This window comes from Brevundimonas sp. Root1423 (genome assembly GCF_001426805.1).
In genome coordinates, this window is sequence record NZ_LMFL01000067.1 from 102343 (window position 1) to 123160 (window position 20818).

Annotated in this window: 25 protein-coding genes, 2 tRNA genes and 1 pseudogene; 14 read left to right on the forward strand and 14 right to left on the reverse strand. The window is 67.6% G+C overall.

Going from position 1 to position 20818, the window contains the following annotated elements:
• The first annotated feature begins 49 nt into the window (after positions 1 to 49).
• Genes ASD25_RS27090 through ASD25_RS27100 form a run of 3 tightly spaced genes read left to right on the forward strand, consistent with a single transcriptional unit; the run spans position 50 to position 3457 of the window.
• Positions 50 to 2545: a hypothetical protein gene (locus ASD25_RS27090; protein WP_055831351.1), complete on the forward strand. Its 2496-nt coding sequence runs from the start codon at positions 50 to 52 to the stop codon at positions 2543 to 2545.
• Positions 2545 to 2775, forward strand: coding sequence for a hypothetical protein (locus ASD25_RS27095; protein ID WP_055831349.1), 231 nt, complete (start codon positions 2545 to 2547; stop codon positions 2773 to 2775). The genes ASD25_RS27090 and ASD25_RS27095 overlap by 1 nt, the downstream gene beginning before the upstream one ends.
• A gap of 49 nt (positions 2776 to 2824) precedes the next feature.
• Positions 2825 to 3457, forward strand: a complete 633-nt coding sequence (locus ASD25_RS27100) for a hypothetical protein (protein WP_056621504.1) — start codon at positions 2825 to 2827, stop codon at positions 3455 to 3457.
• Here the strand turns inward: ASD25_RS27100 and ASD25_RS27105 are convergent.
• Positions 3454 to 4023 carry a hypothetical protein gene (locus ASD25_RS27105; protein WP_055831345.1) on the reverse strand — a complete coding sequence of 190 codons (570 nt, stop codon included), beginning with the start codon at positions 4021 to 4023 and terminating at the stop codon, positions 3454 to 3456. The two genes, ASD25_RS27100 and ASD25_RS27105, sit on opposite strands and share 4 nt — an antisense overlap.
• A 314-nt stretch (positions 4024 to 4337) precedes the next feature.
• Here ASD25_RS27105 and ASD25_RS27110 point away from each other — a divergent pair, with 314 nt between their 5' ends.
• From ASD25_RS27110 to ASD25_RS27125, 4 genes are all read left to right on the forward strand, one after another.
• The gene (locus ASD25_RS27110) at positions 4338 to 4715 is read left to right on the forward strand and encodes a hypothetical protein (protein ID WP_156377000.1); all 378 of its coding nucleotides are present in this window, start codon (positions 4338 to 4340) and stop codon (positions 4713 to 4715) included.
• Positions 4716 to 4762: 47 nt separating this feature from the next.
• Complete coding sequence (locus tag ASD25_RS27115; protein ID WP_055831341.1) at positions 4763 to 5275, forward strand: helix-turn-helix domain-containing protein; 513 nt, start codon at positions 4763 to 4765, stop codon at positions 5273 to 5275.
• Position 5276: 1 nt separating this feature from the next.
• Positions 5277 to 5516 carry an AlpA family transcriptional regulator gene (locus ASD25_RS27120; RefSeq protein WP_055831339.1) on the forward strand — a complete coding sequence of 80 codons (240 nt, stop codon included), beginning with the start codon at positions 5277 to 5279 and terminating at the stop codon, positions 5514 to 5516.
• A gap of 169 nt (positions 5517 to 5685) precedes the next feature.
• The gene (locus tag ASD25_RS27125; RefSeq protein WP_162246631.1) at positions 5686 to 6582 is read left to right on the forward strand and encodes a tyrosine-type recombinase/integrase; all 897 of its coding nucleotides are present in this window, start codon (positions 5686 to 5688) and stop codon (positions 6580 to 6582) included.
• A 28-nt stretch (positions 6583 to 6610) separates the two neighbouring features.
• Here ASD25_RS27125 and ASD25_RS27130 read toward each other — a convergent pair.
• Positions 6611 to 6697 (reverse strand) — tRNA-Ser (locus ASD25_RS27130).
• A 93-nt stretch (positions 6698 to 6790) separates the two neighbouring features.
• A tRNA-Ser gene (locus tag ASD25_RS27135) sits at positions 6791 to 6880 on the reverse strand.
• A 135-nt stretch (positions 6881 to 7015) separates the two neighbouring features.
• Here ASD25_RS27135 and msrA point away from each other — a divergent pair.
• Together msrA and ASD25_RS27145 are read left to right on the forward strand one after the other, a co-directional pair.
• A complete protein-coding gene (gene msrA, locus ASD25_RS27140) occupies positions 7016 to 7666 on the forward strand; it encodes a peptide-methionine (S)-S-oxide reductase MsrA (protein WP_055831335.1) in 651 nt (216 codons plus the stop codon).
• A gap of 2 nt (positions 7667 to 7668) precedes the next feature.
• Entirely contained in the window at positions 7669 to 8013 is a 345-nt protein-coding gene (locus ASD25_RS27145) for an MmcQ/YjbR family DNA-binding protein (RefSeq protein ID WP_055831333.1), read from the forward strand.
• On the opposite strand, the gene ASD25_RS27150 is transcribed toward ASD25_RS27145, so the two are convergent.
• From ASD25_RS27150 to flgF, 9 genes and pseudogenes are all read right to left on the reverse strand, one after another.
• Positions 8010 to 9818: a DUF885 family protein gene (locus tag ASD25_RS27150; RefSeq protein WP_055831330.1), complete on the reverse strand. Its 1809-nt coding sequence runs from the start codon at positions 9816 to 9818 to the stop codon at positions 8010 to 8012. The two genes, ASD25_RS27145 and ASD25_RS27150, sit on opposite strands and share 4 nt — an antisense overlap.
• A gap of 48 nt (positions 9819 to 9866) precedes the next feature.
• Positions 9867 to 10370: a hypothetical protein gene (locus tag ASD25_RS27155; protein WP_055831328.1), complete on the reverse strand. Its 504-nt coding sequence runs from the start codon at positions 10368 to 10370 to the stop codon at positions 9867 to 9869.
• Positions 10371 to 10385: 15 nt separating this feature from the next.
• On the reverse strand, positions 10386 to 10811 hold the full coding sequence (locus ASD25_RS27160; RefSeq protein ID WP_055831326.1) for a hypothetical protein: 426 nt from the start codon (positions 10809 to 10811) through the stop codon (positions 10386 to 10388).
• Between the two features lie 35 nt (positions 10812 to 10846).
• Positions 10847 to 11317 (reverse strand): hypothetical protein, encoded by a 471-nt coding sequence (locus ASD25_RS27165; RefSeq protein WP_055831600.1) that lies wholly within the window; start codon positions 11315 to 11317, stop codon positions 10847 to 10849.
• 164 nt (positions 11318 to 11481) lie between these two features.
• On the reverse strand, positions 11482 to 12222 hold the full coding sequence (flgH, locus tag ASD25_RS27170) for a flagellar basal body L-ring protein FlgH (RefSeq protein WP_055831325.1): 741 nt from the start codon (positions 12220 to 12222) through the stop codon (positions 11482 to 11484).
• 14 nt (positions 12223 to 12236) lie between these two features.
• Positions 12237 to 12845, reverse strand: a complete 609-nt coding sequence (locus ASD25_RS27175; RefSeq protein WP_055831323.1) for a flagella basal body P-ring formation protein FlgA — start codon at positions 12843 to 12845, stop codon at positions 12237 to 12239.
• The coding region (gene flgG / locus ASD25_RS27180; protein WP_235562898.1) for a flagellar basal-body rod protein FlgG at positions 12842 to 13592 on the reverse strand (751 nt) is incomplete at its 5' end. The genes ASD25_RS27175 and flgG, both read right to left, overlap by 4 nt.
• A 1-nt stretch (position 13593) precedes the next feature.
• Positions 13594 to 13728: pseudogene (locus ASD25_RS33440) on the reverse strand (flagellar basal body protein); the annotation flags it as partial.
• 16 nt (positions 13729 to 13744) lie between these two features.
• The gene (flgF, locus tag ASD25_RS27185; RefSeq protein ID WP_055831319.1) at positions 13745 to 14479 is read right to left on the reverse strand and encodes a flagellar basal-body rod protein FlgF; all 735 of its coding nucleotides are present in this window, start codon (positions 14477 to 14479) and stop codon (positions 13745 to 13747) included.
• Between the two features lie 175 nt (positions 14480 to 14654).
• On the opposite strand from flgF, the gene ASD25_RS27190 reads away from it, so the two are divergent.
• From ASD25_RS27190 to ASD25_RS27205, 4 genes are all read left to right on the forward strand, one after another.
• Positions 14655 to 15308 carry a flagellar basal body-associated FliL family protein gene (locus ASD25_RS27190; RefSeq protein ID WP_055831316.1) on the forward strand — a complete coding sequence of 218 codons (654 nt, stop codon included), beginning with the start codon at positions 14655 to 14657 and terminating at the stop codon, positions 15306 to 15308.
• Between the two features lie 2 nt (positions 15309 to 15310).
• Positions 15311 to 16396 (forward strand): flagellar motor switch protein FliM, encoded by a 1086-nt coding sequence (gene fliM, locus ASD25_RS27195; protein WP_055831314.1) that lies wholly within the window; start codon positions 15311 to 15313, stop codon positions 16394 to 16396.
• A complete protein-coding gene (locus ASD25_RS27200; RefSeq protein WP_055831312.1) occupies positions 16393 to 16938 on the forward strand; it encodes a DUF6468 domain-containing protein in 546 nt (181 codons plus the stop codon). The genes fliM and ASD25_RS27200 overlap by 4 nt, the downstream gene beginning before the upstream one ends.
• A 68-nt stretch (positions 16939 to 17006) precedes the next feature.
• Entirely contained in the window at positions 17007 to 17963 is a 957-nt protein-coding gene (locus ASD25_RS27205) for a MotE family protein (protein WP_055831311.1), read from the forward strand.
• 91 nt (positions 17964 to 18054) lie between these two features.
• On the opposite strand, the gene ASD25_RS27210 is transcribed toward ASD25_RS27205, so the two are convergent.
• Together ASD25_RS27210 and folE are read right to left on the reverse strand one after the other, a co-directional pair.
• Entirely contained in the window at positions 18055 to 18495 is a 441-nt protein-coding gene (locus ASD25_RS27210; protein WP_055831308.1) for a biopolymer transporter ExbD, read from the reverse strand.
• A 163-nt stretch (positions 18496 to 18658) separates the two neighbouring features.
• Entirely contained in the window at positions 18659 to 19267 is a 609-nt protein-coding gene (gene folE, locus ASD25_RS27215) for a GTP cyclohydrolase I FolE (RefSeq protein ID WP_056621508.1), read from the reverse strand.
• Between the two features lie 92 nt (positions 19268 to 19359).
• Here folE and cysS point away from each other — a divergent pair, with 92 nt between their 5' ends.
• Positions 19360 to 20769: a cysteine--tRNA ligase gene (gene cysS, locus ASD25_RS27220; protein WP_055831304.1), complete on the forward strand. Its 1410-nt coding sequence runs from the start codon at positions 19360 to 19362 to the stop codon at positions 20767 to 20769.
• Positions 20770 to 20818: the final 49 nt, after the last annotated feature.

The window sequence follows — 20818 nt, forward strand, 5'->3', positions numbered from 1 at the left end:
CCGCCTCGGTACCGCCGCCGAACAGGCGCCCAATCCAGAAAGATCAGCCATGTCCACCGCCGTCATCGGGTCGCTCAGGGTCGTTCTCGGCCTCGATTCCGCTCAGTTCGAGACCAACCTCACCGCAGCCCAAAAGCATCTTCAGGGCGTGGGTCGCGACCTTCAGAACATGGGCCGGGGCTTCGCCATGGTCGGGGCTGGCCTGACCGCGACGGTCACCGCGCCGCTGATCGCCGCGGGCTTCGCGGCCTCGAAAGCGGCGACAGAGGCCGCCGACGCCATGGGTCAGGTCTCAGCGGCGCTGGCGTCGATGGGCGCGGCCTCGGGCAAGACCAAGGAGGAGCTCGCGGGTCTGGCCGACGGCCTGATGCGCAACTCGCTGTACGACGACGACGACATCCTGCGTTCGGTCACCGCCAACCTTCTGACGTTCGGCAAGGTGTCGGGCGTGGTGTTCGACCGGGCTCAGACCGCCGTGGTGGACTTGGCGACTCGCATGAGAATGGACCTCCAGTCAGCCACGGTGCTGATCGGAAAGGCGCTCAACGACCCGATCAATAGCCTGTCCGCGCTCGGACGGACGGGGGCGGTCACCAAGGACTGGATCGCGGGCAACAAGGATCGCATCGCGGCTATGGTCGAGTCGGGCAATGTCGCGGGCGCGCAGGCCCTCATTCTTGGCGAGCTAGAACGCCAGTACCGCGGCTCGGCGGCGGCGGCCCAGCGCACCGATCCATACGACAGGTTGCGCGACAGCCTGAACAGCCTGTCCGAAAGCGTGGGCGCCATCGTCAACCGCTACCTCGTCCCGCTGACGGACGGGATCGCGGGCATCGCCGACAAGTTCAACGGCCTCAGCCCCGCCGCACAGAACATGGTGGTCGCAGGTGCGGCCATCGCCGCCGCGCTCGGGCCGGTTCTGATCGCCGTGGGAGCGGTTGTCGGCGCGGTCGGGACCTTGGTCACCACCCTGGGCACGGGCGGCGCTCTGGCGGGCGTCGGCGTGGCCATTGGAGCCATCGTCCCCTTCATCCTTCCGGTCGCCGCCGCCGTCGGCGCCGTAGTCGGGGCCTTCCTCCTATTCCGAGACGACGTCGAGCCGGTCCTGAAACGCCTCTGGGCGACGACGCAGGAGACGCTCGGGCCCGCGCTGGGCGAACTGTTCTCGACGGTCGGCGACCTCGTCAGGGGCATGGCCGGCGCTTGGATGACGTTCTTCGACGGCCCCATCGGCTCGCTGATCAGCAAGTTCGCGGCGCTCGTGGTCGATCTCCTGGGCAACTCCATCGTGCGAACGCTGACGGCGCTGGTCTCCATCGTCGAGGGTACGCTCTCCAACATCGGATCCCTGTTCTCGATCCTTGGCGATCTCCTGACCGGAGACTTCTCCGGTGCGTGGGCCACGCTGAAGGACGCGGTCGGCAACACCGTTGGCGCGCTGGCCGGCGTGATCGAGGCCTTCTGGCCGGGAGCCATCGAGTCGCTCAAGAAGGTCTACGAGGGCGCGAAACATTGGCTTCAGGACAAGCTCGGCGAGGTGCTGGGCTGGGTCGGGCGGAAGCTGAAGGAGACAGGCGACTTCTTCTTCAACCTGTACGACCGTGTTGTCGGCCACAGCTACGTCCCTGACCTTGTCGAGGAGACGGGCCAGTGGTTCGCGAAGCTCCAAACCCTGATGGTCGACCCGGTAGGCCGCGCGACCCGCGCGACCGCCGACCGGTTCAAGGAGATGCGCGAGGAGCTCCGTGGTGTCCTGCAAGACCTCATGACCGATCAGGAGCGCGCCGCGCTCGCGCTGGAGCGTCGAATGCAGGTTCTCCGCAGGAGTCTGGGGACGGGTGATCTGACCCAGGGGCAGTTCAACGAGCAGGCGGGCCGGGCCCGCGGCATCTACGACGCCGCGGTGACCGAGCGGCTCGACCCCATGGCGCGCATCGACCTTCAGCCGCTGACTGCCGCCGCCGATCTGAAGGAGGCCCTCGGCCTCGACCGGGTCAAGGAACGGATCGCGGCGATGAAAGAAGACTTCGCCGACGCCTTCGCCAACGGTCTGGACGCGGCGCTGCATGGCGACTGGGCGTCGGTATTCCAGATCATGTTCGGCGACGCGATGCGGAACTCGATGCGGAACGTCGGGTCGCAAATCTTCGATCTGCTCGGCCTCGGCCAGAGTGGGATGAAGCAGGGCGGCGGCCTCGGCAACATCGGCTCGGTCCTGTCGTCGATGTTCTCGAAGCTGCCCAAGTTCGCGACGGGCGGCTCGATCATGCCGGGCGGCAGCGGCGGGACCGACAGTCAGTTGGTCGCCTTCTGGAAGTCGCCTCACGAGCGGGTGGACATCGGCGCGCCCGGTTTCAGCCCAGCGGGAGGAGGGGCGCCGTTGCACTTCGACATGCGCGGCGCGGTCATGACGCAGGACCTTCTCGCGCAGGCACAGCGGATGGCGAACGAGAGTGGCGGTTTGGCCGTCACTGGGGCCCGTCAAGCGGTCCCTGTCGATCGTGCGAAGTCTGTCCGCTACCGCCTCGGCATGAGGGCTGGGTGATGACCTCCGTCGAACTTCAGGCCCTCTCCGGCCGGCTAGCTGCCCAAGATTTTCTCATTGGTCAGTTACAGGCCATCGTGCTGGCCGCAGGCCTGGTCACAACCGATGAACTGGCGACGATGATCGATCAGCAAGGGAAGGCCGCCAAGGCCAGTGGGAGCGCGCACCTCGCGATGATTCTCTCTGCTCGCGCCGCGGCGGTTCGGGCGTCCGGGATGCTTCAACCCTGACGTGGCGCCGGTCATTGGGTTTCAGCCGAACTGCACCCATAGTCGGCCCATGGAACCGCCGGCCCACATCACTGAAATGATCAAGGCCCGGGCCAAGGCGCTCGGGCCTATCTCGCTGCGCGATCAGATGTGGCGCGAGGCCGTGCAGTTCCATGAGAGCGCGCAACGAAACTTCGAGCAGCGGGTCGGTCCAGATGGCCGCTACGCCTTTCCGTTCACCGCGGGTGTGGTCGGCCTGGCGTTCGCCAGCGAGCTCTATCTGAAGACGTTGCTTCTAATCGCGCACGGGAAGGCCCCGTCGGGTCACCGACTCAACGTCCTGTTTGCGAAGCTGCCGGACACTGTGCGCGATCTCGTGAAGGTGCGTTACGAGCAGCGCCGGAAGGGGACAGGCTCGGTCCTCGAGCGCGACCTCGTCACTTACTCCAACGCCTTCGTGGAGTTCAGATACGTTTACGAGGGCGGGAACCGGGCGATGGACGTCGTCGGTCTCGGCCAGATCGCGGCTTCGCTCTACGAGGCAAGTCTGCGGCTCAACCCTGATCTTCAGATGTACGAATACACCCACATTCGGGTCACCTCGGCCCTGCAGGGCGTCCCGATCTTTTCGCAGGGCGCGCACCCTTACCCGCCCGGGCCGCCTTGGCCGGACGAAGAAGGGGCCTCCACGGTCGACGCTTAACCGAGCAGTTGGGTTAACGCCGGTAGGAAGGGGGCCAGGACGGTCATGTGGTTGGCCGCGCTCGACACCAGCCGCTGGTACGCGTTCGCCTTCGAAGCCGGGTCCTGCGCTGCCTTCAGGTCCGCAAGGGCGATCAGAAGCCGGTCCCGGTCGGCGGCGTCGTCCACCTGCGCCGAGATGGCTTCGCTGGCTTGCTGGATCACGTCCCCTTGGTGCGAGATGTTGACCGAGGAATCGTGCCCGATGGTGACCCGCGAGTTCGGGCCCGAGACCGAAATCGACTGTGGCACGCGATGAGGGAGAGCGCCCTTGCGCCTGACCTTGAGGGTGTAAACTGGCGGGATCGGGCCCAAGCCGTCAGAGAACACGACGTCGTAGACTTCGAACACCTCATCTCGACCGTTCGGCAGAAGGCGCCTGACCTCGTCACCGGGCTCCACATGGATGGAGACGTCTTCGGTGATGATCTCCTTGTCGCTGATGACGACCAGCGGCTCCGCACGAACGCTGCCGTCGGGCGCAAACACAGTCACCTTGATCGGGTCGAAGTGCGAGAGGATCGACATTGTTACGGCCCTTTGCGGCTGCCTGACGTTTCGTCAGCGCGCCAAACTATTGTCCAACAGGCGACGGATCGCCTCAGGGCGTGACGGCGGGTTCGGGCCCTGTACCGAAATCCAGCTATCGAGGCGCCGCAGCATATCAGGTGCCAGCCGTACCATCACAGGAGTCGCATCTGTCGGCGGACGCCCGCGCCTTTTTCCAATATCATCTATTGCCTTGGACATGGTTAAGCAATATTGGAAAAGGCGGGTCGGAGCAAGGCTGGAACCTCGCTCTCGACCCTAACCGCAACCTCGACCACTGGAGGATCGAGATCATGGCTAGCCACGCCAATAGCACACCCGCGCCCACGTCGCGCCGGGTCACTACCCGCCACGCCGAATCGGAAGTCGATGCATTTCGCCGCTGGGAGGCCGAGGCTCACGCCTGTGAAGTGGCCGCTCAAGCGATGGATGAGGATGATGCGGAGTTTTCCGGCCTTTGGGCCAAGCAGGCCGACCTCGAAACCTTGATCTTGGTGACGCCCGCCGCCACCCGACCGGCGATGCTGGTGAAGGCACGCCTTGGGCGGCTGGATCGGCACCGTGATGTTGATGGGGCAGGGGTGGCCCTGTTCGAGCAGATCATCGAGTACCTGGCGGAAGGCGACGACCGAGAGAAACAAACGCGGTTTGCCGGTGAGCGTGGGAGTTGACACGGCAATGATACCGTGTCATTTCACACGCAACGAGGAGAGACGCCATGGGCTGGACCCGCCAATACACGCAGTTCTCGGCCAGCGAGGCCGAACGGATCACTGGCCTTGACGCTGCCCGTCAGCGCGACTTTCGCCGGCACGGCTATCTGCCGCCGTTGGAGGCGGGGCGGGCAAAGTTCGACGCCAAGACTCTCGCCCGGATGCTGGCTCTCAAGGCCCTCGCCGACGTCGGCGTGTCGCCGTCCTTCGGCGCAGAGGTGGCGGGTTCTTGCGAAGCCCTAATCTCGGCGCGAGTGCTGGCCGACGACCGCGCAGTGAGCGACCCGCTGGACCTTCGGATGGGCGAACCGCTGATCCGGGGCGCGGAGGGCTTGCCGGAGCGTCACCGGTGGCTGGTCGTTCGGCCCGTGTCCGAAAAATACTCTTGGGCGGCGACGCCGGAAGACTTGGCCTCCGCGGTCGGCGCCGCCTCGGTCGTGGTCGATCTGTTCGCACTGGGCGATCTGCTGCTCGAGCGGGCTGGCGTCTTGGTCACCATCGAGAGGGAGGCGGCCTGATATGGCTCGCGCCAACCTTCTCCCGCCCAGCCTAGCGCCCCTGGGCGTAGGCCGAGAGGTGGCGTCGCAGTTTATCGGCATCAGCGCCGTGAAGTTCGACGAGATGGTTCGCGACGGGCGAATGCCGAAGCCCAAGCGGATCGACGGACGCAAGGTCTGGGACCGCCGCGACCTGGAAGCTCATTTCGCCGCCCTGCCCGAGGATCGCGGGCCCAACGAGTGGGACAATGCCACGATCTAAGCCTGCTCACGTCAGTTGCTATCGAGATCGCCATGGCGTGTTGCGCTGGCGCTTTCGCGAGCCCGGCAAGCCTCAGTCACAGACGCGCGAGGCGTTCCAGAGTGCCGCTTGGTGGGCTTGGTATGACGCGGCGGTCCAGTCCAGCGCGCTCCCTATCGGGGCGGGGAGGGTGAAGCCCGGCAGCGTCAATGCTCTGGCCGTCGCCTTCTACGGCTCAGCCGAGTGGGCCCAACTGCGCGACACCACCAAAACCACCTACCGCGGGATCATTGAGCGCTTCCGGGTCAAGCACGGCGACAAGTCCGTCGCGACCATCGAGGCGCACCATATCCGGGGGATGCTGGACGCGAAGGCGGCCACGCCGGCGGCGGCGAACAACCTCCTGAAGGTGCTGCGCGCGCTGATGAGGTTCGCCGTTGAGCGGAACTGGCGCAGCGATGATCCTAGCCGGGCCGTGAAGCCGCTCCGCAATCAAACGGACGGATTCCACACTTGGTCCGAGGAGGACATCGCAGCGTTCCACGCGCGCTGGCCCTTGGGAACGCGCGAGAGGCTCGCCGTCGACCTGTTGCTCTACACAGCCCAACGAAGCGGCGATGTCCGCGTGATGGGCCGTCAGAACGTCAAGGGTGGGGTAATCCGGGTCCGGCAGGAGAAGACCCGCGAACAGATCGAGATACCCGTCCACCCCGCGCTTCAGCGGTCGCTGGACGCCGCAACCTTGGGGCAACTCACGTTCGTCGTGACCGGAGGCGGCGAGCCCTTCACTGCCAAGGGGTTCGGGAACTGGATATCAGCTGCGGCCAAGACCGCGGGCCTTCCGGCTGGTGCGTCGGCTCACGGTCTGAGGAAAGCAGCCGCTCGCCGCCTCGCCGAAGCAGGCTGCACGGCTCACGAGATCATGGCGGTGACGGGTCACCGGACCTTGAAAGAGGTCGAGCGATACACCCAAGCCGCCGCCCGGAAGGGCCTCGCCGAGAGCGCAATGGCGCGCATCGACGGCACGGAACCAGAACAAAAACTGTCTAACCCTGAGGACGGGTTAGACAAATCGAGGGCCAAGTAGTTGAACGTGCACGATAAAAAAGAGGCCGTGGCGGACAGAGAGGGATTCGAACCCTCGGTACGCTTTCACGTACACACGCTTTCCAAGCGTGCGCGATCGACCACTCCGCCTGTCCGTTTCCACGACGTCGCNCGGCGGGAAAAGTCTAGTTATTTCGGGGCTTAAAGCGTGAATTTTGGACGCGTCTGGACCGCATAAGAAAGGGGCCTGGCGGACAGAGAGGGATTCGAACCCTCGGTACGCTTTCACGTACACACGCTTTCCAAGCGTGCGCGATCGACCACTCCGCCACCTGTCCGTTTCCACGACGCGCGTGAAACCCGCCGGAGGTCGATCCGGCGCGAGGCGAGGCTGATAGAACACCCGGMCCCCCTCGGCAAGCGCCTCGACGCATCCCATATAGGCGTTCGCCCCTTCGACCGGAGTCGCCGCCATGCTGTCCAGGAAATCCCACGAACTGCCGACCGCCGCCGAGGCCCTGCCGGGCCGTTCGGCGCCCCTGCACACTGACGAGGTCCATTACGTGACGGGCCGCCCGCTGAAGGGGCCCCATCCGGAGGGGTTCCAGACAGCCATCTTCGGCATGGGCTGTTTCTGGGGCGTCGAGCGCATCTTCTGGCAGCTGCCGGGAGTGTGGGTGACCTCGGTCGGATATTCGGGCGGCATCACGCCCAACCCGACCTACGAAGAGACCTGCACCGGCAGGACCGGTCACGCCGAGGTCGTCCAGGTGGTCTTCAACCCGCATGAGGTCAGCTACGGAGAGCTGCTCAAGACCTTCTGGGAAAACCACGATCCCACCCAGGGCATGCGTCAGGGCAATGACGTCGGCACGACCTACCGCTCGGTCATCTATTATCTCAACGACGAACAGAGGGCCGAAGCCGAGGCCTCGCGCGACGCCTATCAGGCCGCGCTGGACAAGGCCGGACGAGGGACGATCACCACGGAGATCGCGCCGGCGGGCCCCTACTATTTCGCCGAGGACTATCACCAGGGCTATCTGGCCAAGAACCCGGCCGGTTATTGCGGCATCGGGGGCACGGGCGTGGTCTGTCCGATCGGCGTCGGCGTCGAGGCCTGATCATGGACCGCGAGGGGGTCGGGACGGTCTGCCTGGCCCTGCCGGCGGCGACGCTGGACCACCCCTTCGGGGCGCATCACGACGCTTATCGCGTCGGCGGCAAGATGTTCGCCATGGTCGGCGAGCAGGGCGGCATCTCCTTCAAGGTCTCGGACATCGCCTATGAGGTGCTGACCGAATCCGGCCACGCCCGTCCGGCGCCCTATATGGCGCGCAACAAATGGGTGAACCTGCCGCGCATCGACGACTGGCCCGACGACGAACTGGCCGAACATCTGACCATCGCGCACGGCATCGTGGCGGCCAGGCTGACCAGGAAGGCCCGGACGGCGCTGGGGCTGCGCTAGTCCGCCGGCCGCGCCTTCTCCCCGGCGATCCAGCGGTTCATCCGCTCGTCCAGCAGGGCCATCGGCAAGGGGCCGTCGACCAACAGGGCGTCGTGGAAGCGACGCACGTCGAACCGGTCGCCCAGTTCGCGCTCGGCGCGCGACCGCACCTCGCGCAGGCGGATCTCGCCGATCTTGTAGGCCGTGGCCTGGCCGGGCCAGCCGATATAGCGCTGCAGTTCCGTCTCGATGTTCAGCGGGGCCAGGGCCGAGTTGTCGCGGAAACAGGCGCGGGCCTGTTCGATGTTCCAGCCCAGCCAGTGGATGCCGGTGTCGGACACCAGCCGGCAGGCCCGCCACATCTCATAGCTCAGCCGCCCGAACCGCTCGTAGGGCGTGCGGTAGAAGCCCATCTCCTCGCCGAGGAACTCCGAATACAGGCCCCAGCCTTCGATGAAGGCGGTGACGTCGACGCTGCGGCGGAAATAGGGGCCGTCCTCGGCCTCCTGCTGCAGGGCGATCTGCAGGTGGTGGCCGGGCACCGCCTCATGCAGCGTCAGGGCCGGCAGTTCATACAGCGGGCGCTGGTCCAGGGCCGAGGTGTTGACCATATAGCCGCCGGCGACGCCGTTCTTCATCGAGCCCTGGAAGTAGCGGCCCGTGGTGTAGTTGGCCTCGATCTCGGCGGGGACAGGTCGCACGCCATAGGGGGTGCGAGGCAGGGTTCCGAACAGGGCCGGCAGGCCATCGTCGGATCGCTTGGCCATTTCCGACGCCTTCTCCAGCAGGTCCTCGCGCGTCGTCGCGTAGAACTGCGGATCGGTGCGCAGGAAGTTGAGGAAACCGGCGAAGTCGCCGGTCCAGCCGGCGGCGCGCATCTCGACATCCATGCGGCCGCGGATGCGGGCGACCTCGTCCAGTCCGATCCGGTGGACCTGGTCCGGGGTCAGGTCGGTCGTCGTGAAGCCGCGCACCAGATAGGCGTAGAGCTCGCGCCCGCCGGGCCGGTTGACCAGACCCAGGGTTTCCGGCGCGCGGGGCAGATAGTCTTCGCGCAGGAAGCGCGCCCATTCGCGGCGCCGGGGCGCGATCCCGTCGGCCACGGCCCGGGCGGCGCGCTCCCGCAGGGCGGTCTGTCGGGCTGCCGGGATAGAGGCAGGGAGGGTGGCGAACGGCTTCAGCAGAGGGTCGGTTTCGGGCGTCAGGGCGGCCTCGGGCTCGATCAGGCTCAGGGCGTTTTCAACGATCGACCGGGGCTGAAGCATGCCGGTCTCCAGTCCGCGCCGGGCGTTGGCCAACTGGTCCTCGTACACCTTCGGCATGGCCTCCAGCCGCGCGATCCATGCGTCGGCATCTGCGGCGGTGGCGATGCGGGTCACGCTGGCGACATAGCCCATGCCCTGGCCGGGCCCGCCCTCGGACGAGAAGGCGTCAATGCGGCCCGTGTCCAGCGGGATGCGGTCGCGCGACCGCTTGATGACATAGGTCATGAAGGCGTGGTTCAGCCGTTCCTCGTCGGTCAGGCTGGCCGGATCGATCTGGGCCAGCCGGTCCGCGAAACCCATCAGCGCCGGTTCCTGGGCGACCTCGAAGGCGCGGGAGACGTCGGACAGCCGCGACAGGGCCGCCCGGTCGCCCTCCATGCCCGCGCCCACCGGATCCACCGAGCGCAGATAGGCCTCGTAGTCCGCGAGGATCGATGCAAGCGCCCCGTTCGCAACGGGGCGCGCGACAACGGTCGGGGTCGGGGCCGGGGACCGGGCCGCCGCCGGCTGGGCGAAGCCGGCGAGCAGGGCGACGGCGCTGGCGGCGATGACGGTTTTCATGAGGTCCCTCCCGAAGAGGGGGGACTGCACCGGAGCCGGCGTCCTCCGTCAACCGCAGAAGGCGAAGAACCGCTCGATATTGGGCGCCGACGCGGGATGGGGCGCATAGGCCTCGCGTTTGCCGTCCTGCCACAGGGCCAGCCAGCCGACCCGCCGGAACCGCTGGAACACCGGGGCGTCTGCGGCGGCTTCGCCGCTGAGGAAGACGCCGTCATGCAACTGGGATGGCTCTGCCCGGGCGGGAAACCGCGCCGTCTCGCCGCCGGCCTCGACGTGGAATTCCGGCCTCGCTCCCGTCGAGGCGGTTCCGCTGAGCGTCAGCCGGCCCGAGCCGCGGTCGCAATCCAGGCCCAGGCGCAGATCGTCGCTCTCGGCCAGGCCGTAGGCCAGCCGGGCGGCGGCGGCATCCGCATGGAAGAACCAGTCATAGCCCTCGACCGGCGCGGGCGATCCGCTGGACGTCACCCCGGTCGGCGCCTCCGGTGCGGCGGTCGCGCAGGCCGAGGCCGTCACCGCCAGGACGGTCAGGGCGAAGATCGTGCGGCTCCGCATTTCGGCTCCAGGGTTTCAGCCGGAACATAGTTCCGAGAAACGGCGCAGCTTGGCAAGGTGGGCCGCCGGAACTTCGACCGGCCGCCTGTGGTCGCCGACCAGCACGTTCATCCGGCCGTCCGCGGCGAAGGCTGCGAAGGCGGGATGATCGGTCCGCAGCGCCAGCCTTGTCGACTCGCCTCGCGCGACGGCGGCCTCGGCTACGGCGACGGCGTCCCCGGAGGAGACGCGGGCCATGCCGGAAAGGGCGATTCCATAAAGGGTGACCCGCGCGACACTGGACCCCGGGTCGCACTCAAGGGTGACGCGCAGGTTGGCGGTGTCGGGAATTTCATTGGCCAGCACCACGGGCGTGGCGTCGGCGTACAGCGTCCAGGTCCAGGCGGGAGCCGGGGGCGCGGTCTGCGCGGCCAGGACCGCTGCGGCAAGAAAGGCGATCATGGTTCAGCCCCCGCTGAAAGTTCGATCAGATGTGATCAGGCCTGCCGGTTTCCGCAATAGGCGAAGAAATTCTCGATCAGCTTGCGTTCCTCGCGGGAGGCGGTGATTTCGAACGCGCCTGCATCGCCCTCGACCGCCATCCTGCCGCGCCGGGCAAGCTGTTTCAGGGACGGATCATCGACCGACAGCCGGAGCTCGTCCTCAAGCCCTCCGTCCAGGGGATCAATCGCGACGCTGGTCATGGACGCCTTGTGGATCCGCGGGCCCGCCGGCCGCACGTCCCCGTAAACAACGGCCTGCGCCTGACCAGGCTCGCAGGTCATCATCAGCGCCAGCTGGTCGGAGTTGGCTACGCCATAGGCCAGCTTGGCCAGATCGCCCTCATGGCTGAGGTGCCATCCCATCGGCGCGACGCCGGTCTGGACGTCCGAGCTCGTCGCCTGGGACTGGGCGGCGAACGCGATCAGTCCGAGGGCGGCGACAGCAGGGAGGGCGAACTTCAGCATGAAAAACACTCGCGTCTGAGGGTCAAACGCTGCTTTTCATTAACGGTTCACGGCGCCGCTTGGGCGCGGCCGGCAGTTTTCGCCCTGTGGCGAAATTATCGCGCGCTCTGGCCCGACCCGGATCGCTTCGGATCGGGGGGTGAGAAGGGCCAAGACCGCAGTCGCTAGAACGGGCTGAAGCGCTCCACGAGGCTCTGGGCCGCAGGCGTGGCCTGGACCCGGCTGATGTCGCCGCGACCGCCGTAGCTGATGCGGGCCTCGGCGATCTGGGTGTGGGCGATGGTGTTGGCCGAGCTGACGTCCTCGGGCCGCACGATGCCGGCGATGGTCAGTTCGCGCACCTCACGGTTGGTGCGCACCTCCTGCCGGCCCTGGATGACCAAGTTGCCGTTGGCCATGACCCCGGTCACCACGGCGGCGATGGTCAGGCTGACCTTCTCCGACCGGTTCACCGAGCCCGAGCCGTTGGCGTTGGACTCGCCTTCAAGCCCGACCAGATTCTGCGGATCGAACCCGCCCGGGAAGGCGCGGCCCAGGCTGTTCTCCAGCCCGAAGAAGTTGGAGATGCCGCCAGAAATGTCGTTGGAGCGCGACCGCTGCGTCGAGTTCTGCGTCTGGGCGCGGTCGTCGATGTCGATGTTGACCGTCAGGATGTCGCCGACGCTGCGCGCGCGCTGGTCGCCGAAGAAGGTGCGGGCCCCGGTGCGCCACAGGCTGTTGGCGCTGGCGGCGCGGTCGGCCTGCTGCTGGGCGGCCGAGGCCATGATCACCTGATCGGTGGGAACCAGGGCCGACGGATAGCCGATCGGAGCCAGTTGGGGACCCATGACCGTCTCGACGGCGGTCGAGCAGGCCCCGAGGGCCAGAAGCGAAACGGCGGCGGCGAGGATCGAGGCGGTACGCATCAGGACTGTTCCCTTTACCGGGCGGAGAGTTGTTGGGTGGAGGCGCGGGCGGCGGGACCGGCGGCGGCCTGACCGGGAGCGACGGCGACGGCGTCGATGACCCGGTTTGACTGCAGATTGCGGACGGCCAGGCGCTGGCCGACAGCGGCGGCGCCCTCGGCCCGGCCGCTGATGGTCAGGCGGACGCCGGCGAGCTCATAGGCCACCTCGACGATGTCGTTGCGGCTGATGACCCGGTCGCCGTAGGCGCCGCGGGCGGAGGCGGAGGCGGAGGCGGGGGCAGGGCGCGGGACGCCGGGTGCGACGGCGGCGGTGACCGCAGCGGCTGAGGTCGCGGCGGGCGCGGCGGCGGCGTTGCGGACCACCACGCGGCGCAACCCGGCCGGATTTGCCCAGTCCAGTCCCGCCTGACGGGCCAGACTCTGCAGCTGCCCGGCCTCGAACACGATGGATGGACCGGCCCGCTGGCCGACGACGACATTCGACGCCCCGCCGGCGTCGTCGAACAGATCGCCCAGCGTCACACGCCCGTCGGAATCCACGGGATTGGCCTTCAGCGTCACCGGGCCGGCCAGGGCCGGGCCCGCGAACAGCAGGGCGGCGGCGAGGATCAGCGTCCTCATGATTTCACCTGGGCGCTGACCGACAGCATCTGATCGGCCGTGGTGATGACCTTGGAATTCATCTCATAGGCGCGCTGGGCGATGATCAGGGCGCTGATCTCGGCCACGGCGTCCACGTTCGAGGCCTCGGTATAGCCCTGAAGGATCTGGCCAAGGCCCGCGTCGCCGGGCGTACCGACCGTGGCCGAGCCCGAGGCGGCGGTTTCCATCAGCAGGTTGTCGCCGACAGCCTCGAGGCCCGCCTCGTTGAAGAAGGTCGCCAGTTCCAGCTGGCCTACCGTGGCCGGCTCCGGCGTTCCCGCGGTGATGACCTGAACCTGGCCGGACTTGGAGATCGACACGTCGACCGCGTCCTGCGGAATGCTGATCGACGGTTCGACCGCATAGCCGTCGTCCGTGACCAGCTGGCCCTCGCCGTTGACCGAGAAATTGCCGGCCCGGGTATAGGCGGTTTCGCCCGACGGCAGGATGACCTGGAAATAGCCGCGWCCRTCGACSGCCATGTCGTAGCGGCCGCYGGTCTGSGTSGGSSTGCCCTGTTCGGTGATGCGGTAGACSGAGCCSGCCTTSACGCCCGCGCCGATCTGGATGCCGGTCGGRACCACSGTGCCCTGRCTGGACGACTGSGCGCCCATCCGCTCGACGTTCTGGTACAGCAGGTCCTGGAACTCGGCCCGCTGACGCTTGAAGCCGACGGTGTTCATGTTGGCGATGTTGTTCGAGATGACCTCGACGTTCAGCTGCTGGNCAGCAGCAGGTCCTGGAACTCGGCCCGCTGACGCTTGAAGCCGACGGTGTTCATGTTGGCGATGTTGTTCGAGATGACCTCGACGTTCAGCTGCTGGGCGGMCATGCCCGAGGCTGCGGTTCTGAGCGCACGCATGTCCCAGTCTCCCTTTCTATGCCCGGCCCAGCCGCTCGACGGCGCGGCGTGACAGGTCGTTGGTGTTCTCGATCATCCGCGTCACGCTCTCGTAGGCGCGCTGGATCTCGATGAGGTTGGTGATCTCGAGGATCGGATTGACGTTGGAGCCTTCCAGCATTCCCTGCCGCACCCGGGCGTCCGGGGCCTCGACTGCGGCGGCGTTGGAGGCGTTGCGGTACAGGCCGTCGCCGCCCTTCTCGAGGGCGGCCAAGGTGTCGAAGCGTACGACAGACAGACGGCCGACAAGCGCGCCGTTCTGGCTGATGGTCCCGTCGGGCGCCACGGAGGGCTCGCCGAGGGCCGGGTCCAGGATGATGTCGCCGGCGTCGCCCTGAACGGCCGCGCCGCCTTCGGTCACCAGCCGGCCTTCGCCGTCCACGGTGAAGGCCCCGTCGCGGGTATAGGCGTCGCCTTGTCCGTCGGTCAGCTTGAAGAAGGCGCCTTCGCCCTCGATGGCGAAGTCGAGGTCGCGGCCCGTCTGGCCCAGCGCCCCCTGGCCGAAGTCGCGGCCGACGCCGTTGTCCAGCACAAAGCTGACGCCAGGCCGCACGAATGCGTTGCGGGCGCGCTCGCCGACCTCGGCGCCGACCAGCAGCTGTTCGACCTTGAAGCCGGTCGTGTCCGCATTGGCGATGTTGTTGGCCACGATGTCGAGCTCGCGGCGCAGCGTCATCTGGCGTGACAGTCCGACATAGGCGGCGTTTTCCACGGGCGGCTCCTTTCGGTTCCTCCCTCGCAACGGCCGTGCCAGGAGGGTTAATCCAGCAACGGCGGGCCTTTGAGCCGTAGAGCTTGATCCGGAGCCCGGCAGGATTTGCCGGTTCTTAGCGGCTCGTTAACCAAAAAACGGTCGTATGGGTCGAGAGATTCTCGGGGCGCGGTGCATGTTCAAATTCGGCAAGAAGAAGGGTCCGGCGGCAGACGACGACGCCACCCTGCCGGCCGTCTCGGATACGCCGGCGCCGGAAGGCGAAGAGGGCGAGGCGCCGAAGAAAAAGAAGCTGCCGCTGCTGTTCATCATCATCCCGGCCGCCCTCGTGGTGCTGGGCGGGGGTGGGGGCGCGGCCTTCTTCCTCATGCAGCCCAAGGCCGCAGCGGCCGAAGACGGCGCCCACGGCGCGGAGAAGAAGGGCGGCCACGCCAAAAAGGACGACAAGAAGGGCGGGGGGCACGGCGGCGGAGCCGACGCGGCCGCGAATCCGGCGCTGGGCGTCATCGCGGAAGGCCCCGACGGCGTCACCTTCTTCACCCTGCCCGACATGGTGGTGAACATCCAGGCGCCCGACGGCCGCCCGACCTACCTCAAGCTGAAGTTGACGCTGGAGACCAGGGACATCGCTGTCGCCGAGCAGCTGCAGGCCGAGATGCCGAGAATGCAGGACATGTTCCAGGGCTTCCTGCGCGAGCTGCGGCCTGAAGACCTCGCCGGCTCGGCCGGAAGCTTCCAGCTGCGCGCCGAGATCCTCCGCCGGGTCAATCTGATCGCCGCGCCCGGCAAGGTGGACGCCGTGCTGATCGAAGAAATGCTGGTGCAGTAGGCATGACCGACGCGGCCTTCGCCGACGACGCCGATCCGTTCGCGGAAGCGATCGACCCCCTCGCGGAAAACGAGCCCGGGGAAGGCGCGGCCGTGCTCTCGGAACGGGTCCTGAACCAGGACGAGATCGACAGCCTGCTCGGCTTCGACCTCGGCGAGGACGACGGGTCAGAGCGATCCGGCATCCGGGCGATCATCAACTCGGCCCTGGTGTCCTACGAACGCCTGCCGATGCTCGAGATCGTCTTCGACCGCCTGGTGCGGCTGATGACGACGAGCCTGCGCAACTTCACCTCGGACAACGTCGAGGTCAGCCTCGACAACATTTCGTCGATCCGTTTCGGCGATTATCTGAACTCCATTCCACTGCCGGCCATCCTGGCGGTGTTCCGAGCCGAGGAGCTGGACAACTACGGGCTGCTGACGGTCGATTCCAACCTGATCTACTCGATCGTCGACGTTCTGCTGGGCGGCCGCCGCGGCACCGCCGCCCTGCGCATCGAGGGCCGGCCCTACACCACCATCGAGCGGGTGCTGGTCCAGCGCATGGTCGAGGTCGTGCTGGCCGACGCCCGCGCCGCCTTCGAGCCGCTGACGCCGGTGCATTTCACCCTCGACCGGCTGGAGACCAACCCGCGCTTCGCCGCCATCGCCCGCCCGGCCAACGCCGCCATCCTGGTCAAGCTGCGCATCGACATGGAGGACCGGGGCGGCCGCATCGAACTGCTGCTGCCCTACGCCACGCTGGAACCCATCCGGAAGATGCTGCTGCAGCAGTTCATGGGCGAGAAGTTCGGTCGCGACAACATCTGGGAAGGCCACCTCGCCACCGAGCTCTGGACTACCGAAACCGAGGTCCGCGCCGTGCTCGACGAGCAGCAGCTGCCGCTGTCGCAGGTCCTGGCTCTGAAGGTGGGCGACACCCTGATGCTCAACGCCACCCCCGACAGCGACATTTCCGTCCGCTGCGGATCGATCCCGGTCACGATCGGCCGGATGGGCCGCAAAGGCCAGCACATCGCCGTACGGGTCGAAGCCCCGATCAGTGTCGAGGCGGCGACCAGCCTGACGAAGGGAAGACGCGGATGACCGGTATGATTCTCGACGGCGTTCTGATGCTGCTGCTGGTGGCCGCCCTCGGCTACGGCGTGCGGCTGGAGAAAAAGCTGACCGCCCTGCGCGCCGGCCAGCAGGCATTTGCTTCAGCGGTCACCGAACTGAACGCCGCCGCAGGGCGCGCCGAGGCGGCTCTGGCCAGCCTGCGGGCGTCCGGTCAGGAAACAGACCTGCTGCACGACCGCATCATCAAGGCGCGCGAGGTGAAGGCCCAGCTCGAGGCCCTGATCGCCCGCGGGCCGGCTTCGTCAGCCGAATCCGCCCATCCCGCCCGCGCCAAACTCCAGGCCGCTCCCGCGCCGGCCCCGCCGGTCGAGGATGAGCGCGCGCTGCGCATGGCGGCCCTCGCCGACCGCATCCAGGGCATGGCGCCCGCCGCCGCCCGTGCTCCCGCGCCGGTCCCCGGCGGAAACAACGTCGCCGCCATCCTCGGCGCCCTGACCGCTAACCAGTCTGCGAAGCAAAGCATCAATCTGGCCCGCCGTAGTCTGGACGAAGACCTGTTCGCCGCCTGACCCCCTATCCTTGTGGCCCTATGGCGAACGCGCCGCGTTCGTCGACCCTGGGGCTGGAGTAGCCGATCATGAGCAAGATCCCCCGCCTTCTGCCCCTGATCGCGATCGCCATTGGCGGGGTGGTCGTCGTCCGCGCGGTCGGCGTGGCCCCCGGCATGTTCGAGGGCGCCAAGGCCTGGGCCGAGGAGGCCGTGCCCGCCGCGGCTCCGGCGACCCCCGCCGCCGCCGTCTGCGCCCTGACGCCGGAACAGCTGGCCCAGCAGGCGGGCATTTCGCCGGCCGAACTGCGCATCCTGCAGTCGCTGTCCGGCCGCCGGGTGGAACTGGACGCCCGCGACGCCGATCTGGCGGCGATGCTGCCGCTGATGGCGACCGCGGAGCAGAAGCTCGACGCCAAGGTCGCCGCCCTGGAGGCCGTCAAGGCCGAGGTCAGGGTGCTGCTGGGCCAGGTCAGCGAGCAGGAAAAGGCGGAGAACGATCGGCTGGTCGCCGTCTATTCGGCCATGCGGCCCAGGGAAGCGGCCCGCGTGTTCGCAACCCTGAGCGACGATGTCCGTCTGCCGGTCGCCGCCGCCATGCGGCCCCGCTCGCTGGCGGCGATCATGGCCCAGATGGAGCCTGCCGCGGCGCGCACCCTGACTGAAAAACTGGCCCACCGCTTCCAGGCCCGTCAGCAACTGGCTGCTCGCGCCGCCGCCGCGGCGGCCCCGGCCGCGACGCCGCCGCCTCCCGTTGCGACGACCGCGCCGCCCGTCGCGCCGGGGCCAGTCGCTCCGGGCTCCGCCGTTCCGACCCGGCCCCCCGCCGCCGACCTCGCATCCGCGGCGGCTCCACGGCCCACGCCCGCTCGCACCGCCGCCCGTCCTCCCGCCCGTCGCCCGGCGGCTCGTCCCGCGGCTCGCACGCCGGCGCCCGCTCCGGCGACGGCGGCTCCGGCGCAGGCCGAGCCCTCGGGGGAACGTCCTTTCCAGCCGCCGCCCGCGGGGACCCCCGCGGCCGCCGCCCCCCGACAGTCCGTACAGTAGGGCGGGCAGCCGGCCCGGCGCCGCGGACAGGAAAAAGGGCCGCATCCTCGGCGGATGCGGCCCTCAGTCGTTCGGGATAAAAGCCTGAAGCCTAGTCGATGTCTTCGTTCAGCAGGCCGACCTTGTAGAAGCCCTGCTCCTGGAGGGCATTCATGACCTCCATGAACTGATCGTACTTCACTTCCGGCTGGGCGCGGACGAAGACGCGTTCTTCCTTGCAGCCCGGGTTGCCGCCGCCGAGGGCCGCGCAGACGTCGGGGATCAGCGTTTCCAGCGAGGTCTGCTTTTCGGCGATGAAGATCGATCCGGTGTCCTGGATCGTGATGTAGACCGGCTCCTTCGGCTCGTCGGTCGTCGGCGGGGTCGCCGGCGGGAGGTCGAGGCGGATCGAAACGGTGGCCAGCGGCGCGGCGACCATGAAGATGATCAGGAGCACCAGCATGATGTCGACGAACGGCGTGACGTTGATGTCAGCGTTCTGCTCGATGGTCTTGCCGCCCTGGCCACCGGGACCTGAAAGTTTGGAGCCCATGTGCTTCAGTCTCTCCATACAGCCCGGCGCGATGGCGGCGAGCGCAAGCTATGACGTTCGGTTCGTCTCTTGGCGTCCCGCAACTCGCTTGTAAAGCGGCTTCGGGCCCCTTGAGGTTCCGAAGCGGGGCGATTGCGCGAAATACGCCTGCGGCGCGAGCCGATCAGCCTTTGGCGAGCTTCAGGAAACGGTCCTTCAGCGCGCCGTCGGTCTTGAAGACGCCAGTGAACCGGGTGGTGATGGTCGAAACGTGGCGGTGATGCACGCCGCGCGTCGTCATGCACTGGTGTTCGGCGTCGATCAGGATGGCGACGCCGGCCGGTTCGAGGTGCGATTCGATGGCGGCGGCGATCTGGTTGGTCAGCACCTCCTGCGTCTGCAGGCGGCGCGAGAAGATCTCGACCACGCGCGCCAGCTTGGAGATGCCGACGACCTTCTCGTTCGGGATGTAGGCGACATAGGCCTTGCCGATGAAGGGGGCCATGTGGTGCTCGCAGTGGCTCTCCACCTCGATGTCGCGCAGCAGATAGTAGCCCTGCACGTCCTCGAAGGTGCGGCTCAGCTCCTTTTCGACGTCGGCGTCATAGCCGTCGAACCATTCGCCATAGGCGTCGACCACGCGGCGCGGCGTGTCGATCAGGCCGGGGCGGTCGGGATTGTCGCCGGCCCAGGCCAGCAGGGTGCGCACCGCCTCCAGCGCCTTCTCGCGCGAGGGGCGAGGGGCGGGGTCGTTGTCGCCGACCAGAACCGGCTTGACGGGGATGACGCTCATTATCGATCTCGACGCTGTTCGCTTGTGCAGCAGGACGGCTATATGGGACCGCAGGTCCGTCCTGCAAGAAAACTGAAAGCTACCGCCTCACTATGCCGCTGACCCTGCACGACACCCTGCACCGCGAAAAGCGCGTGTTCACGCCGCGAAATCCGGACCGGGTGACCCTCTATGTCTGCGGCCCCACGGTCTATGACTACGCCCACATCGGCAATGCCCGGCCGCCGGTGGTGTTCGACGTGCTGGTGCGTCTGCTGCGCCGTGAGTACGGGGCGGACAAGGTCATCTACGCCCGCAACGTCACCGACGTGGACGACAAGATCAATGCCAAGGCCGCGAAGGAGGGCGCGCCCATCGGTGACGTCACCTCGCGTTACGAGGCCGCCTATCTGGAGGACATGAGCCGGCTCAACGTCTCGCCGCCGGATCTGGCCCCCCACGTCACCGACCACATGGACGCCATCGTCAGACAGATCGGCGCGATCATGGAGCAGGGCTGCGCCTATGCGGCCGAGGGCCATGTGCTGTTCGACGTCTCTTCCTACGGGACCTACGGCCGGCTGTCGGGCCGGAACCTGGACGACATGATCGCCGGGGCCCGGGTCGAGGTCGCGCCGTACAAGAAGAATCCGCACGACTTCGTGCTGTGGAAGCCTTCGAAGGAGGGCGAGCCTTCGTGGCCGTCGCCGTGGGGCGAGGGGCGTCCGGGCTGGCATATCGAGTGCTCGGCCATGATCGAGGAGACGCTGGGCCTGCCGATCGACATCCACGGCGGCGGCATCGATCTGGTGTTTCCGCACCACGAGAACGAGATCGCCCAGGGCGTCTGCGCCCATGGCCATGCGCATGAGCCGGACGCCCATGCGGAATACAGCCGCTACTGGATGCACAACGGCTTCCTGACCGTCGATGCGGAAAAGATGTCCAAGTCGATCGGCAACGTCCTGCTGCTGCACGACCTGGTTCAGAACATCCCGGGCGAGGTGGTTCGCTGGGCCCTGCTGAGCGCCCACTACCGCCAGCCGCTGGACTGGAACCAGTCGCTGCTGGACCAGAGCCGCAAGGCGCTGGACCGGCTGTACGGCGCCCTGCATCGCGCCGCCGGCGTCGAGGCGAATGGCGACGCGCCGCCCGAGGACTTCCTCAAGGCCATCGAGGACGACATCAACACCCCGGGCGCCATGGCGACCCTGTTCGCCCTGTCGAGCGAGATCGAGCGCGCCATGACGGCGGGCGACCACGGCGTGGTGGCGCGGGCCAAGGGCGAACTGATCGCCGCCGCGAACATCCTGGGCGTGCTTCAGGCCGATCCGGCCGGATGGCTGGAAGGCGAGGTGTCCGACGACCTGCGCACGGAGGTCGAGGCCCTGCTGGAACAGCGCGCCGCGGCGCGCGCCGGCAAGGACTGGCCGGAGGCCGACCGCATCCGGGACCGGCTGAACGCCCTGAACGTCGTCGTCATGGATGGGCCGACGGGGGCGACCTGGCGGGTGAAGGGGTAGGAACAGGGCGGGTCTCCGATTCTCCCTCCCCTTCATGGGGAGGGATGTC

Bases quoted from the DNA above. Each gene is read 5' to 3' on its own strand.
- ASD25_RS27205 (WP_055831311.1), top strand. From the start codon at position 17,007: ATGAGCAAGATCCCCCGCCTTCTGCCCCTGATCGCGATCGCCATTGGC.
- ASD25_RS27150 (WP_055831330.1), bottom strand. From the start codon at position 9,818: ATGAAAACCGTCATCGCCGCCAGCGCCGTCGCCCTGCTCGCCGGCTTC.
- ASD25_RS27165 (WP_055831600.1), bottom strand. From the start codon at position 11,317: ATGCTGAAGTTCGCCCTCCCTGCTGTCGCCGCCCTCGGACTGATCGCG.
- ASD25_RS27095 (WP_055831349.1), top strand. From the start codon at position 2,545: ATGACCTCCGTCGAACTTCAGGCCCTCTCCGGCCGGCTAGCTGCCCAA.
- flgH (WP_055831325.1), bottom strand. From the start codon at position 12,222: ATGCGTACCGCCTCGATCCTCGCCGCCGCCGTTTCGCTTCTGGCCCTC.
- ASD25_RS27175 (WP_055831323.1), bottom strand. From the start codon at position 12,845: ATGAGGACGCTGATCCTCGCCGCCGCCCTGCTGTTCGCGGGCCCGGCC.
- ASD25_RS27145 (WP_055831333.1), top strand. From the start codon at position 7,669: ATGGACCGCGAGGGGGTCGGGACGGTCTGCCTGGCCCTGCCGGCGGCG.
- ASD25_RS27190 (WP_055831316.1), top strand. From the start codon at position 14,655: ATGTTCAAATTCGGCAAGAAGAAGGGTCCGGCGGCAGACGACGACGCC.
- ASD25_RS27210 (WP_055831308.1), bottom strand. From the start codon at position 18,495: ATGGGCTCCAAACTTTCAGGTCCCGGTGGCCAGGGCGGCAAGACCATC.
- ASD25_RS27115 (WP_055831341.1), top strand. From the start codon at position 4,763: ATGGGCTGGACCCGCCAATACACGCAGTTCTCGGCCAGCGAGGCCGAA.
- fliM (WP_055831314.1), top strand. From the start codon at position 15,311: ATGACCGACGCGGCCTTCGCCGACGACGCCGATCCGTTCGCGGAAGCG.
- ASD25_RS27100 (WP_056621504.1), top strand. From the start codon at position 2,825: ATGGAACCGCCGGCCCACATCACTGAAATGATCAAGGCCCGGGCCAAG.
- ASD25_RS27105 (WP_055831345.1), bottom strand. From the start codon at position 4,023: ATGTCGATCCTCTCGCACTTCGACCCGATCAAGGTGACTGTGTTTGCG.
- ASD25_RS27110 (WP_156377000.1), top strand. From the start codon at position 4,338: ATGGCTAGCCACGCCAATAGCACACCCGCGCCCACGTCGCGCCGGGTC.
- folE (WP_056621508.1), bottom strand. From the start codon at position 19,267: ATGAGCGTCATCCCCGTCAAGCCGGTTCTGGTCGGCGACAACGACCCC.
- ASD25_RS27200 (WP_055831312.1), top strand. From the start codon at position 16,393: ATGACCGGTATGATTCTCGACGGCGTTCTGATGCTGCTGCTGGTGGCC.
- cysS (WP_055831304.1), top strand. From the start codon at position 19,360: ATGCCGCTGACCCTGCACGACACCCTGCACCGCGAAAAGCGCGTGTTC.
- ASD25_RS27090 (WP_055831351.1), top strand. From the start codon at position 50: ATGTCCACCGCCGTCATCGGGTCGCTCAGGGTCGTTCTCGGCCTCGAT.
- msrA (WP_055831335.1), top strand. From the start codon at position 7,016: ATGCTGTCCAGGAAATCCCACGAACTGCCGACCGCCGCCGAGGCCCTG.
- ASD25_RS27160 (WP_055831326.1), bottom strand. From the start codon at position 10,811: ATGATCGCCTTTCTTGCCGCAGCGGTCCTGGCCGCGCAGACCGCGCCC.
- ASD25_RS27155 (WP_055831328.1), bottom strand. From the start codon at position 10,370: ATGCGGAGCCGCACGATCTTCGCCCTGACCGTCCTGGCGGTGACGGCC.
- ASD25_RS27120 (WP_055831339.1), top strand. From the start codon at position 5,277: ATGGCTCGCGCCAACCTTCTCCCGCCCAGCCTAGCGCCCCTGGGCGTA.